This window comes from Bacillus cereus group sp. N31, from assembly GCF_016483245.1.
Lineage (GTDB): Bacteria > Bacillota > Bacilli > Bacillales > Bacillaceae_G > Bacillus_A > Bacillus_A toyonensis.
Genome location: NZ_JAEHCH010000028.1, coordinates 38,796 through 53,440, shown reverse-complemented (window position 1 = coordinate 53,440; position 14,645 = coordinate 38,796). Strand labels below are relative to the sequence as shown.

The window sequence follows — 14,645 nt, the reverse complement described above, 5'->3', positions numbered from 1 at the left end:
AAATGAATATATATTCCTTAACAAAAAATAGCTACACCATAAGGTGCAGCTATTTTTACGATAAGTACTTAATCAAATTATATTCCTTTATCTAGCTCATAAAGCATACGATATCTCTCATTTTCTTTAAGTAATTGCTCATGACTTCCTTGCATTACAATTTGACCACGATCAAGGAATATAACTTCATCTACATGTTCAATTCCTACAAGATGATGCGTAATCCAAATGACTGTATTTTCTTCCGTTGCAGAAAACATTGTCTCTATTAAAGATAACTCTGTCTTTGGATCTAACCCGATAGTAGGTTCATCAAGTACAATAATCGGCGCTTCTTGCATAAGCGTTCTAGCAAAAGCAACCCTTTGTCTTTCTCCACCAGAAAATCTCTTCCCCATTTCATGCATTTTTGTTTGTAATCCATCTGGAAGAGAAGCGATATGCAAAGCTAATTGTGCTTTCTCTAAAGCGTTCCATATCTCTTCATCATTAGCCTCTGGTTTACCGATTCGCACATTGTTTCCAATTGTCGTATCGAACAAATGCGGTTTTTGATTTAATACGGAAATATATTTGGATAAAAGATTCGTATGCGCTTGTTCACCATTCAATAAAACTTGTCCATGTACCGGACTTAACGCCCCTGTTAACAATTTTAGTAAAGTAGATTTCCCTGTCCCACTTCTACCTAAAATGGCAATTTTTTTTCCTGCTTTTATTTGTAACGATATATCTTTTAATACAGTCTCGTTACTGTCTGGATAACTATACGATACATGATTCAGTTCAATATCTACATGTTTTGGTGCACCGTAATCCTTATCTTCATGCAAATCCATTTCATCATGTAAAACACTATCACTTTCTACACGATTCAGACGATGAGCAGATTCTACATAAGATGGGATTCGATCGATGGCATCTGAAATCGGAATAAGCGCATTCGTTACAGATAAAGTCATTAATACGAAGGCCGCGATAACTGTAGGTGCAATCTGTTCACTTGCCACTTCATTCCCAGTCCATATAATCATTGAAATAACTACAATACCTACTACTAAATGAATGAGACTGTCTCGAATATGATACCAGCGTTTCAATCTCTTCTCTGTTTTTAACAATCGATCATTTTGCTCTACATACTCATTAATAAATTCATCTTTTCGACCACTTGCCTGCCAATCCGATAATCCAAAGACTGCATCTGTTAGTTGTTGATACAAACGGCTTCTTCCCTGCTTTAAAGTAACATGATTTCGCCTCATCAATAGTAATGATACGAATGGAAGAAGAAAAACGATAATAGCTAACATACAACCAGCAATCAGTGCAAATACGAAGTCAAATGTACCGATAACAAGTACGAAAATGCTATATACAACTAGTGCTAATATACTAGGGAATATTGTACGTAAATATAGGTTTTGTAAATGCTCTATATCTTCGGATAGTACGCCTAACACATCACCCGTTTGAAATCGCGAACGGAAAAATAACGCCTGTGGTTCTACTATTCTGTATAGTTTCGTTCTCATTCGTTCTAATATGCGTAGTACGACATCATGTCCCACTAAACGCTCTATATAATGGAAAACAGCTTGCCCTATACTAAACGCACGTGTTGCAACAATCGGAACATATACAGCCATTACATTTTCTGGTCTAAGAGCAGATTTAGAGATTAAATAACCTGAAATAAAAAGTAACATCGCACCTGAACTAACTCCAAGAAGCCCAAGGAAAATAGTTAAAGTCATTCTACCTTTATTTTGCTGTATATAAGGTTTAATCCAGTTACTCATTTCTCTCCCCTCTCTTCCCTATGAAAATGTAATGTCTCTTTCTTTAACAGTTCTTCATACGTTCCACTTTCTTTAATTTTCCCTTTATTTAAAATAAAAATATGATCCATTTGTTTCATCCAATGCAGACGATGTGTTGCAAGAAATACTAACTTACCTTCAAACAGACGTAACATCGATTGCTTTATTTCAAATTCAGTTTCAATATCAAGATGCGCCGTAGGTTCATCTAATAAAATGATTGGTTTTTCACTTAAAAGTGCACGCGCCATAGCGACACGTTGTTCTTGTCCGCCACTAAGCATACGTCCACCTTCTCCAATTCTTTCATCCATCCCATTCGGAAGGGATGCAACGAGTGAGCTAAGCCCTACATCATGAATAACTTTCTTCATTTCTTCATCCGTTGTATTTGTCTCGTAGAAACAAATATTATCTTTTAATGAAAGTGGGAAAATATATGGTTGCTGTGGAATATAAGCAATATTTTTTTGCCAATCTTCACGAGTAGATCCGTCAATTCCCACACCATTTACTAACACTTTCCCACCGGACGGAGAGAGAAATCCTGCTAACACATCGATTAAAGTTGATTTCCCTGCCCCACTTTCACCAATAATGCCTATAGCACCGTTACCTTGCCAAGCAAAGTCAATTCCCTCTAATATAGCCTTTTTAGATTCATCGTTATTTACTTTTACATCTTGTAATTTCAAGCTACTTGAAGAATTCCATACTATATCTACATTTGAATCTTTCTTTTCTATTTCTTTTTGTTGCTGTAGAATTCCCTCTATTTGTTCCATCGCAAGTTGGCCATCTAATGTAGCATGATAATTCGCTCCAACTTGCTTAATCGGTAGAAAATATTCCGGAGCTAAAATTAATATTGTAAGAGCAGGCAATAAAAGAATCGTTCCGTCTATTAAACGAATTCCTAAACCTACTGCCACAAACGCAATTGATAAACTTGTAAAGAAATCTAATGCAAAAGAAGAAAGAAAAGCAACTCGCAAAGTACGCATCGTTGCTTTTCTATATCTTTTACTAACCTTTTCAATCTTTCCTTCGTGCTGTTTACTTTTCCCTAAATACTTTAATGTTTCTAACCCTTTTAACGTATCTACAAAATGATTAGAAAGTACACGATATGTTTCATATTGACTATCAGCCATTTTCTGCGCTGCTAATCCTAAAAGAATCATAAATATGATTACAATAGGAATCGTTACAACTAAAATGATTCCAGACTTAATATCCAGCGTAAAAACATATAGTACAATTAATCCCGGAACGATACTACTTCTAATCATTTTAGGGATTGTCAATTCAATATATGTTTTAAATTTTTCAATCCCTTCAATCGATAAGGTAACCAGATGACCTGTTCCGACAGTTTGAACATATCTTGGTCCTAACGTGAAATATGCCTCTATTAATTGCTTTCTTAGCAACGTTCCTGTTTTTTCAGCGAAACGTTCCACTAAAATTTGTGATATTCGAACCAACATGTGGCGCGCTGCAAACATGACCCCAAAATAAACAGTTTCATTCAACACAGATTGCACTGTTTCTCCATTAAATAAAAACGTAATAGCTCTCGCTAAAAACACTGTTTGCGCAATAATACTAAAAACTTCTAAAATACTAATAATCGTTAACGCTACATATAACATACGGCTACCGGGATAAGACGGAAGTCCTCTTTTTCTTTTCATTAGTACTCCAAATCGTTGTCTGACTTAACAGGTTGTCTAAATACATAATAACTCCATATTTGGCTTCCAATAACGAAAGGCAAAATAGCAATCGCAAAGTAAGTCATAAGTTTTAATGCATAAGCTCCTGATGCTGCATTGTAAATTGTCAAATCATTCATTGCTCCTAAAGAGCTAATCATAACACGTGGGAACATACCGATAAATACACTCGCACTTAGTAAAATGATTGTTAAACTCGTCATAAAGAAAGCCCAACCATCTCTTCTTCTTTTATTTAATAAAGTGGACGCTAATAGTGCTACAAAAGCTCCAATTGGTACCATAATCCATTCTGTACCATGGGCAGTGAAAATATCGGTTTTCCATAACCCTATACCAGCAAAAATAAGAAGTGTTATTAATGAAAATGGTGCAATTTTTATTGCAGCAATTCGTGCACGTTCTCTCAATTTACCCGTTGTACGTATTGTAAGGAATTGTAGTCCATGAACAATACATAGCAGAAGGAACATTACTCCTCCAAGTAACGCAAATGGATGAAGTAATTGCAAGAATCCACCTACAACATTTTTACTCTCATCGATAGGTACACCTACCATAAAGTTTGCAATCGCAACTCCCCAAAGGATAGGAGGTAGCATACTTCCAAGAAACATACCCCAATCCCATGCACTCTTCCATTTATGATTATCTATTTTCGCCCGGAATTTAAAGGAAACACCTCTTAAAATTAAAGCAAGTAGCATAAATACAAAGGGAACATAAAAACCGCTAAATAAAGTTGCATACCAGTGCGGAAATGCCGCAAACATAGCGCCACCAGCACAAACAAGCCATACTTCATTCGCGTGCCAGAACGGTCCTATTGTATTCAAGTAAACTCGTTTTTCAAAATCATTCTTTCCTAAAAATCTTGAAACCATTCCTACACCAAAATCGAAACCTTCCAGTACGAAGAATCCAACAAATAAGATTGCAATAACTAAAAACCACAACTCATTAAGAGATAACATACTCTTCCTCCTTATCAAATGGATCATGGCTTTGATAATCCTTTTTCGTTTTCTTATTCGTATGTCCCTTAATAGTACGAACAAATAAGTACACACAAATTCCACCCATAATTAAATACATTGATGTGAATGAAATAAGTGAGAATAATACTTCACCGAATGTTACATTGGGTGATACAGCATCTTCTGTTTTCATTACACCAAATACTACCCAAGGCTGACGACCCATTTCAGTCATAATCCATCCTACTGTATTACCAATGAACGGAAGAGAAATTGCATACACCATTACTTTTAAATACCACGTTTTTTCAGCTAAACGATCTTTTCTTGATAAGAACCATCCGTAAGCTCCTAGAAGTAACATGAATGTTCCACTCATTACCATTGCTCTAAAACTCCAAAACATCGTATGCACTGGAGGAATATAATCTCCAGGTCCATATTTTTCTTCATATTGTTTTTGAATTTGATTCATCCCTTCAACTTGACCGCTAAACTTATCATACGACAATAGACTTAGCATATAAGGGATTTGAATTTCAAATGAATTTTCTTTCTTCTCTGTATCAATTTTCGCAAATGCTGTAAATGGCGCTGGATCCTCACTCGTATTCCATAGCGCTTCAGCTGCAGCCATTTTCATTGGATGTGTCTTAATTAATTGTTGTGCTTGTGCATGACCGAAGAACAATACAAGCGCTGTTGTAATCGTTCCAACAATGATAGAAATTCGGAACGATTTTTTAAATACTACAGTTTCTTGTCCTTTTGTAATTTTCCATGCACTTACACCCGCAATAAAGAATGCACCTGTTGCAATTGCCGCTGTAATTGTATGCGGGAACTGTACCCATAATTGTGGATTTTGAATAATCGCTAAAAAGTCATTCATTTGCGCACGACCATCTGCTGCCATTTCATACCCTACAGGTGACTGCATAAATGCACTTGCAGTTAAAATCCAAAACGCTGATAACATTGTTCCAATTGAAAGGAGCCAAATACATAATAAGTGAATTCGCTTCGGTAATTTATCTTCACCGAATACCCATAAACCTAAAAATGTAGACTCAATGAAAAATGCTAGTAATCCTTCAATTGCAAGTGATGGACCAAATACATCACCTACGAAACGTGAATATGTGGACCAGTTCATACCAAACTGAAATTCTTGTAAAATACCTGTTACTACACCTACTGCAAAGTTAATAAGGAATAATTGCGTCCAAAACTTCGCCATCTTCTTATATACTTCTTGTCCTTTTACCACATACAACGTTTGCATTATCGCAATAATAAAAGCTAAACCAATTGACAGCGGAACAAAAAAGTAATGGAAAATCGTTGTTGATGCGAACTGTATTCGTGCCAATTCGAGCGTTTCCATACTAAAATCACTTCCTTCATAGTTTTTATAATTAAAATTAATTGAGCAATCTAAAAAAACTCAATTATTAAGAAATGCGAAAAGACAAAAACATCTTGTATGTATTGTCGAAAAATGCAAAATTTCAGTTTTTCAAACTATTGCAATGCTATTTTTTACCTTTTCACTATTTCTGTAGTGTTTTGATTCGTTAATCGAATTGTATAATATACTTACATAATAAATTCAGATGATTTTTGACGTATTATTGACATCATTTTGTCTGAAATATGTCTTTTGGTATTTTTTTGAATTATATTTTTCACGTTATTAAAATGCATTCTTCGAATGTAAGACTTACTCTTTTATCAATAAAAGTATCCCCATCCCTCTTTGTACACTTGACTTTTATTCCAAAAAATGTCCTTGAAACTAACCAGAAAAAACGCTAGATTTTTGTCAAGAGAAAAATGCATTTCCTAAATTCAATCCTATCATTTTGCTATTCAAAAATAGAAAATAAGACTCTTCTCTCTAAACTAAAAATTCATTTCTTTGTCATTTTTTCAAACGAAATAAAGTGAAACTTTAATCAGCGGGGGATTTGTTCATCCCCCACTGATTATTAGCCCTCGCCAATCAAGCGTTTATGGACGATGTAACCTCTTTGCTTCAGCCTAATTTTGAGGTGGGATTTTTACTTCCCGCTAATAGCGAGATAAATACAGAAAAAAATACCGAGAATCCATTGGATTCTCGGTATTTTTAAATTATTTCGCTGTATGTTTTCTAACAGCTGGTAAAATTTCAGTAGCAATTAATTCAATGTTTTTCTCAATTTTATTAAATGGTACACCGCCGAAATCAATTTGTGCCATAAAACGTTGCTGTCCGAACAATTCATATTGATAAAGCATTTTTTCAATGATTTGCTGCGGGCTACCAATCATTAACGCATCACGGTAATCTAACGCATTTGTAAATTGTTGCTTCGGATACCCACCACCACGCAATGCAATCATTCCAGCATTAATATGGGGATAATATTCACTAAGCGCATCTTGTGAATTTTCTGCTGTATAGAATAAACTCGTTGTTGCAATCGGTAAACTCGCTGGATCAAATCCATTTTGCGCAGCCGCCTCACGATAAGCATCTACTGAAACTTTAAAATTAATAGCTGGTCCGCCAAGTGTTGTTATCATCATTGGAACACCTGCGCGTCCTGCTTTAATCGCACTTGCTGGCGGACCACCTACAGCACGCCAAATTGGTAAGTTATTATTTTTAGCTCTTGGAATAATCGAAGCGTGCTCAAGTGGTGCTCTGAACTGCCCATTCCATGTGACATGTTCCTCTTTATTAATCTTTAATAAAAGATCCATCTTCTCCTCAAATAGCTCTTCATAATCATTTACATCATAACCAAGTAAACTATATCCTCCAATACGAGATCCTCGACCAGCTACGATTTCAGCACGGCCATTAGAAATTAAATCAATTGTTGCAAAGTCTTCATATACTCGAACTGGATCTGATGTACTTAATATCGTTGCTGAACTTGCAATTTTTATATTTTTCGTTGCTTGCGCAATAGCTCCTAAAATAACTGTATGTGCTTGCGTTGTAAAATGCGTTTGATGGCTTTCACCGACAGCAAACACATCAAGCCCGGCTTCATCTGCTATCTTAGCTGTTTCAATTAGTTCATGAATTCTTTTCTCTGGAGTAATTTTCTCTCCATTATGTGGATTTAAAATATGATCCCCAATTGAATATAATCCAAACTCAATTCCTTTACTTGTATCCATACGGTATTTTTCCATAGTTGCTCTCTCCCTTAATCAAGTGGTGTTAACTTCTCTTCTATCTCTTGTCTTCTCTCTTCTAAAAATGGTGGTAAATCAAGTTCTTTTCCTAATTCTTCAACTGCTGAATCTATAGTAAAACCTGGTCCGTCAGTCGCAATTTCAAATAAAATCCCATTGGGTTCACGGAAATATACACTTTTAAAGTAAAAACGATCAATAATCCCCGTCGTTTCAAAACCTTTTTCTTTCACTGCTTCATTCCAATAGTTTAGCTCTTCATCATTTTTCACACGAATTGCTACATGATGAATACTTCCCTTTCCAGGTCTTTCATTTTCTCCCTCTTGCTCTTTCACTAAAATTTCTCCGAAAGACTGACCTAGGACAGATTGATATATCCCTTCACCCTCAGAGAGAGATACTTCTTTATACCCAAACAAATCTGTTAACGTTTTTGATAATTTATTTAAGTCCCTTACAGTCATTTCAACTGTACCCATGCCTAAAATACGATGATTTTGCTTTACAGAAGATTCATTCCATGCAGTCCAATATTCTGGTACTTCTTCACCGTTATTATTTAACAGTACTAAGCGGAGACCGTCTGGATCTTCAAAATGCAGTGCATCTCGCTTGGCATATATTGTAATTTCTCCATGTGTCACTTGAAGTGATTTAAAACGCTCCTGCCAAAATGTAAGGCTCTCTATTGAAGGTACGAGTAATCCTATTTGTGTTATCGCATTCGTACCATGAATTGTTCTCCCAACATTCGGCATTTCAAAAAATGATAGTTCAGTCCCTGCACTACCTGTCAAATCCCCGTAAAACAAATGATACATAAAAGGATTATCTTGATTGACTGTCTTTTTCACTCGTCGTAGTCCTAAAACATCTCGATAAAAATCATTATTCGTTTTCGCATTTTTTGTTACCATAGAAATGTGGTGGTGTCCTGGAATTGTATACATAAAGCTTCCTCCTTTTATCACTTGATTAGTCAATTGATTCTGTAAAAAAAATTACTCTTGCGGTAATTCTTTTTTTTCACTATGCTTATGAACTTTTGTCATTAACTCGTATAGTATTTTCTGTTCTTCCTCGTTCAATACATCATCAAAAAATGATGATTGAAATGCAAGTTGCTCTGGCAATGCTTTTTCTAAAGCTGCTTCCCCTTGCTCTGTAAGACTAATGGTTTTCGTTTTCCAATCTTGCTTTCGTACAATATATCCTTCTTTTTCAAGACGAGTTAACATTCGAGAAATACCGCCTTGCGTAACAGTAACCTTTTCAGCTAACTCCATTTGTGTCAACGGCTGGTATGTCCGTATTTGCAAAAGGACATCAAATTGGGCTGTCGTTAAATCAAACCGTTTTAAAAATTCGTTTGACATTTGATTACTTTGATTCGTAAATCGTATTAAACGTAACCATATTAACGATCCTATCGTATTATCACGCATGTTTTATCACTTCCTGGCGTTTATCTTATTGTCACTTTACTACGCAAGTGATGTTAATGCAAGTGATAATTACATTTTTTTATATAACTCAACTTACTTGAACTTAACCAAAGGTATTACTCATGTACTATTAGGTCTACTTACCATTCTCTACATCTCCATAAAAAAAGGATTAAGCTCCAACGCCTAATCCTTATCATGCATTTATTTTTGTTTTCCAAAACGGTATGTTTGAAATTCACACCATCTAACCTATTATTTTCTTTTATCGTACCGTAAATTCATTCAAGATTACCATCTTCAAGTAAAACTTGTATAGGTTTGCATAAGAGACCCTTGTTTACACCAATAGGGCTTTTACGGGATAAATTATTTAAGTTCCACTTTTACTTCCTCTTTAGACATAACATCAGGTCTATAAATTAATTGAAGATTTGAATCCCCTTTTTTCGCTTCAAATGTTATCGCTCCTGTTAACTTACCATTTGGATCTACATCTTTAATTTTAAAAATATTTTTATTACTAGTTGAAAATGTATGGTCGACAATACTTCCATCGCCTCTTTCAAGGTAAAAATCTAATGGATTAATTCTAACTTTTTGATTACCAATATTCTCTACTGTGACATGAACAATAACAAACTCATTACCTTTTTCCAACTTATCATACTCTGCCACTTGTGCTATTTGTACCTTATGGACTGTTAATTTTTGATCTCTAATTTGAGTTGTTTTTTCAACACTATATTCCCTTGTATCTTCATTCTTCGTATTTTCTTTTTTTGCACTACCTTGTTCTTCCTTAGTATTATTTGATACGGTTTTAGCTGCTTCTTTCTTCTCATCACATGCCGATAAACTGAAAGCTAATGCTCCTGCTAAAGTGACTGTCCCGATTTTTTTAAACATATATTCCCTTCCCCCAATGTGAAAATGATACAGATTCCCAAAAACTATATACTATAATAACAGATGAATGAACAGTATATTGTCGTTGTTTGTCGAATGTAGTAAAGCGGTGTATAAGTATGAAGTATTACTTCATCTCTCGTCTGTTCGGCATATGATAAAATCTCAAAAATAAGATATCTACCTTACTTACGAACTCTTTCTTATCATAACTATGAGTATCATAAAATTTTAAATAAGAAAAAATTCAAATAAAATGATAAAATTAAACAAAACACTCGTATTAAGGTGGGCTGAACATGCATATTTCTAAACAATTTATAAAAACGTTTCCTGCATATGAAGAAGTATTTTATGATAATTTGGAACTGCATAAAAAACACTTTTTACCCATTTGCTCTATAAACTTGCAATGTATTGAACCTGAATCGAACGAATGGTTACATATTGTGTCAGCAAAAGAAATCCATGATGGGTGCGTTGGTGATTTCACCAAACCATTTCACACAAATTTTACAAAAGCAGATACGTTAGGCTTCGATGTCATTGATGGGAAGTATAAATTCGAAGCAGATTGGAATTATTTCGAAATCGAACAAAGGAATTCTGATGTGATAGAACAAGCCTACGAGAGTAATGAAAAAAATTATCAAATCCGTAAAGAATATTTTCAACGTAACCAAAAAATTTATCCTTATTCTAGCTTTGGAAAAGAATTTACATCTGTAGAAATATTAGAACAAGAGTTTGCTAAAAAACAAACAAATGGCTGGGGATTAAATTATCCCGAGATAAATGGTATCCTAAATGATGTACGTTTTATGACAGAAGAAGGTAAAGAATTATTAGAAGACTGCGTTAACGAAGACGAAATTTTTGACTATACTAATCTTCTATATGTGCCAAAAGATGAATATGGTCATCCATTTACGTATGTTGGATTTGTTACAGGATATTATTTTCAAGCTTATGGTGCAGATCGTATATACTTATTCTTTAATAAAGAATTAAGAAAAGCAGTAATTTGTTTTGAGTATACATAAGATAACCAAGAAAAATCCATTTTGAACCTTTTTACTTGAATCAAAATGGATTTTTTATAAATAATTAATCTATATTTCAATTCCACATCTACTGTGAAATGTGTAGAACTTCATATATTGTAATATCCTTCATTGCTTCAATTTCAGGCTTTTCTTCATAAAAATCAAAATGACTATATCCCCACTTATCTGGGTTATAGACTATTACATTCCCTATACAATTTTCTGTATTCTGGACATTCTGATTCGAAATATTAAATTGAGCCCCAATCAATGAATCCATTTGAGAAATACTCCCTACATATTCAACAACATATCTACTTTTTCTAAAGTCATTACTTACATTAACAACGAATGGAACACCTATATTTATTTGTTGCCACCCGAACGATTGTAAAATATTATCGTAATACCCTTCAAAGATAAATTTGTTCATCCCTTCATGACCATTCCAAATATATAAAGGTGCATAGCAATTATAGAAATTCCCGTCCTTACCTGCCTCAGTAATTAAATAGGCCTTAAAATTCAACTCTTGAAAACCATCTGTTTTATGACCATTCTTTTTTACCCTTTCTCTAATAATCCTTATATCATAATCCTTTGGCAAAATAACCTTATATTGCATTCCAATCATGTTTATCACTCACTTTCAATCTTATATACATAATGATAAACCGATGGCTAACTAACGTAAAATAGGTATAAATTATGTTTGGTATCATTTATAATGATACCGTATAAGGGGCTGAAATGAATGGAAATAAATGATCTTATCATATTTAAAACTGTAGCGAATGAAGGCTCTATTAGTAAAGCTGCTAAAGAGCTAGGTTATGTGCAACCGAATATAACGGAGCGAATAAAAAAATTAGAACAAGAGTTAGAAACACCATTACTACATAGAGATAACAAAGGTGTTTCATTGTTACCTTCTGGTGACATTTTATTAGACTACACGAATAGAATATTAACTCTGTTAGAAGAAGCAAAAAATGAAATTAAAACGAGTGGTTCTTCTTATGTAATTGCGACATCACAATCTATTTTGACAAATTATTTAAGTATGCGCATTAAAGAAAATTTTAGGAGTTACCAACTATACATTGAAAGTAGTAGCCACTTACAAACACTGTTACAGCAACAAAAAGTTGATATGGTCATAACTTATGAGGATTATCCTGACGCAGCGTTTAAAAAAGTATTCACCACTTCAATTTCTGTAGGTTTATTAAAAGCGAAAGAAAAGTGTACCATTGACTATTCAAAAGAACTTTTCTTCGTTAGTAATGACAAGAAGTGCCCTTTTAGAAATAAGACAATACAATTTTTAAAAGAAAACAATCTATCTCAGCGCCAACTTCAACAGTTAGATTCTTATTCGCTTATGGAAGAATTTATCGTTGAGGGAAATGGGATAGCTTTTTTACCGATTAAAAATGATAAGTTAGTAACAATTGAAAATGTTCCAATAGAGAAATTAGCTGTTCATTTTTTTACGAATCGAAACTTTATTAAGCATACCCCTGATGAACTATTTGAGTAATAGAATGACTTTGTTTACAAACTTTTTTCAAAATAAAAACCCCTCTTGAACGTATATAAAAGAGGGATTTTTTTTATATACAATTGATTTTTCACACGTTCTGCTCCACACCTGCGCTTTTCTCCTTCTTACTCCTTTTAACACTCTTCAACTGCTTAACCGTTCCAACTAATCCTTTCGGAAAAACTAGTAACACGATTATATACAATAACCCTAGAATAATCGTCCATCTTTCAAAAATCGGATACTCCGTCGCTAATTCTGATAAATAATATTTTAGTGATTCAATGATACCAGCTCCTGCAATGGCTCCGATTAACGTTCCACCCCCTCCAATCATTGTCATCAATAATGCATTTAACGTCATTTCAATTGAAAATACAGTCGTATTTACAAAGCGTAATGTGATGACGAATAGACCACCGCTAATCGCTGCAACTATTCCTGCCACTACACTTGCGATAATTTTATAATGAAGAACTTTATAACCAAGTGCTTCAACTCTTTGTTCATTTTGTGAAATTGCCTTTAATACTTTCCCAATTGAAGATTTTGTGAAAAGACGTAGCAAAATGAAAATATTGATTAAACATATAAACGTTACATAATAAAATGTAAAACGATCACGGAATATTTCTGGTACTCCAAATGTAAATCCATCTCCTCCGTGAGTTAGCCCACGCCATTTTTCAGCAAGTACGAAAAACAACTGTGAAATAGCGAGCGTTAACATTGCATAAAAATGACTTTTCAACCGTAAAGAAAGCAAGCCGATTATATAACTAACGATTGCTGAAACGATAATTGCCGCTATTATACCTATGAAAAAGTTTGTTATTGATACACCTTGCCGATCGAATAAAAGTGCTACCCCATATGCTCCTATTCCAAAGAACATACAGTGGCCGAACGATACAATTCCTGTATAACCAAGCAATATATCAAAACTCATTGCAAAAATAGCAAAGATGAAGATTTGAGTGAACAAAATTAACAAGCTCCGTGAATCATTTACGAACGGAAATACACTTAAACAAATGAGCATAAATACTCCGAAGTATACTTTAATTCGATTCGATGTGTTGTTCACCATTTCACCCCTTTTCACCAACAAGTCCAGTTGGCTTCACTATTAAGAAAAACAGTAACATTAACATATTGATTGCAAGTGATAAATCTGGCATGAAATATGCTGTAAAAGCTCCGGCTAATCCGACAATTAAAGAAGCGATAGCTGAACCTTGGACGCTACCTAACCCTCCAATTATTACTACAATGAAAGCTAAAATTGCATATTGCATACCCATTTCGGCGAAAACAACGCCTGAATATGGTGCAAATAAGAATCCACCTAACGCTGCCATTCCTGCTCCTAATAGAAAGACGAACGAAAATATAGCTTTCACGTTAATGCCGAGTGCTTGAACCATCTCCTTATCCATTACACCAGCGCGGATCATAAGACCTATCTTTGTTTTTTTGAGTAGTAATAGTAGAGCAATGTAAATTAGTATCCCAACTAAAATAACGAACAACCGGTATTTTATTAATATAACCCCTCCAAATGTATAGCTACCTTGTAACCATATCGGTAACTTTGCACTAATTGGATTCGGTCCCCAAAATATTTTTATACACTCACTAAGAACGAGCATTCCTCCGAGTGTAACGAGTAGCTGGCGAACATGGTTTCCATACACTGGCCTAATAAGAAATCGTTCTAAAATAAAACCAAGCAACATTCCCATAGCAACCGCTCCAACTAACGCTAACACATAACTACCTGTCATATTAAATAACCAAACGCCTGTAAAAGCTCCCCATGCAAATAAACCACCATGTGCAAAGTTTAAAACGCTCATTAGGCCGAAAATAAGTGAAAGACCTGATGCTAATAAAAAAATAAGCATCCCGGTTGAAACGCCGTTTACAAATAAGTTAATTAACACATCCACGTTCTATCCC

General features: G+C 34.4%; 13 protein-coding genes. 2 read left to right on the top strand and 11 right to left on the bottom strand.

Annotation, left to right across the window (positions count from 1 at the left end):
* Positions 1-77 precede the first annotated feature (77 nt).
* The 8 genes from cydC to JDS81_RS25285 all read right to left on the bottom strand — a co-directional run bounded on the left by cydC (position 78) and on the right by JDS81_RS25285 (position 10,091).
* On the bottom strand, positions 78-1,802 hold the full coding sequence (gene cydC / locus JDS81_RS25320) for a thiol reductant ABC exporter subunit CydC (RefSeq protein WP_097953328.1): 1,725 nt from the start codon (positions 1,800-1,802) through the stop codon (positions 78-80).
* Positions 1,799-3,520 carry a thiol reductant ABC exporter subunit CydD gene (gene cydD / locus JDS81_RS25315; protein ID WP_199688632.1) on the bottom strand — a complete coding sequence of 574 codons (1,722 nt, stop codon included), beginning with the start codon at positions 3,518-3,520 and terminating at the stop codon, positions 1,799-1,801. Before cydD ends, cydC begins: the two co-directional genes overlap by 4 nt.
* Entirely contained in the window at positions 3,520-4,536 is a 1,017-nt protein-coding gene (gene cydB, locus JDS81_RS25310; protein ID WP_097953326.1) for a cytochrome d ubiquinol oxidase subunit II, read from the bottom strand. The genes cydD and cydB overlap by 1 nt, the downstream gene beginning before the upstream one ends.
* Positions 4,523-5,926 (bottom strand): cytochrome ubiquinol oxidase subunit I, encoded by a 1,404-nt coding sequence (cydA, locus tag JDS81_RS25305; protein ID WP_016108204.1) that lies wholly within the window; start codon positions 5,924-5,926, stop codon positions 4,523-4,525. The genes cydB and cydA overlap by 14 nt, the downstream gene beginning before the upstream one ends.
* A gap of 749 nt (positions 5,927-6,675) precedes the next feature.
* A complete protein-coding gene (locus JDS81_RS25300) occupies positions 6,676-7,731 on the bottom strand; it encodes an LLM class flavin-dependent oxidoreductase (RefSeq protein WP_097953325.1) in 1,056 nt (351 codons plus the stop codon).
* Between the two features lie 14 nt (positions 7,732-7,745).
* Positions 7,746-8,687, bottom strand: a complete 942-nt coding sequence (locus JDS81_RS25295) for a ring-cleaving dioxygenase (protein WP_097953324.1) — start codon at positions 8,685-8,687, stop codon at positions 7,746-7,748.
* A gap of 51 nt (positions 8,688-8,738) precedes the next feature.
* Positions 8,739-9,182, bottom strand: coding sequence for a MarR family winged helix-turn-helix transcriptional regulator (locus tag JDS81_RS25290; protein ID WP_001205517.1), 444 nt, complete (start codon positions 9,180-9,182; stop codon positions 8,739-8,741).
* A gap of 369 nt (positions 9,183-9,551) precedes the next feature.
* Positions 9,552-10,091 carry a DUF4352 domain-containing protein gene (locus JDS81_RS25285; RefSeq protein ID WP_087950183.1) on the bottom strand — a complete coding sequence of 180 codons (540 nt, stop codon included), beginning with the start codon at positions 10,089-10,091 and terminating at the stop codon, positions 9,552-9,554.
* 299 nt (positions 10,092-10,390) lie between these two features.
* Here JDS81_RS25285 and JDS81_RS25280 point away from each other — a divergent pair, with 299 nt between their 5' ends.
* Positions 10,391-11,134, top strand: coding sequence for a siderophore biosynthesis protein (locus JDS81_RS25280; RefSeq protein ID WP_097953323.1), 744 nt, complete (start codon positions 10,391-10,393; stop codon positions 11,132-11,134).
* A gap of 88 nt (positions 11,135-11,222) precedes the next feature.
* Here the strand turns inward: JDS81_RS25280 and JDS81_RS25275 are convergent, their stop codons facing one another.
* On the bottom strand, positions 11,223-11,771 hold the full coding sequence (locus JDS81_RS25275; RefSeq protein WP_000579878.1) for a DUF4865 family protein: 549 nt from the start codon (positions 11,769-11,771) through the stop codon (positions 11,223-11,225).
* A gap of 120 nt (positions 11,772-11,891) precedes the next feature.
* Between JDS81_RS25275 and JDS81_RS25270 the strand changes: the two genes are divergently transcribed.
* Positions 11,892-12,680 (top strand): LysR family transcriptional regulator, encoded by a 789-nt coding sequence (locus JDS81_RS25270; protein ID WP_000404971.1) that lies wholly within the window; start codon positions 11,892-11,894, stop codon positions 12,678-12,680.
* Positions 12,681-12,771: 91 nt separating this feature from the next.
* On the opposite strand, the gene JDS81_RS25265 is transcribed toward JDS81_RS25270, so the two are convergent.
* Positions 12,772-13,725 (bottom strand): branched-chain amino acid ABC transporter permease, encoded by a 954-nt coding sequence (locus JDS81_RS25265; RefSeq protein WP_142311479.1) that lies wholly within the window; start codon positions 13,723-13,725, stop codon positions 12,772-12,774.
* A 49-nt stretch (positions 13,726-13,774) separates the two neighbouring features.
* On the bottom strand, positions 13,775-14,635 hold the full coding sequence (locus tag JDS81_RS25260) for a branched-chain amino acid ABC transporter permease (protein WP_000382809.1): 861 nt from the start codon (positions 14,633-14,635) through the stop codon (positions 13,775-13,777).
* Positions 14,636-14,645 lie beyond the last annotated feature (10 nt).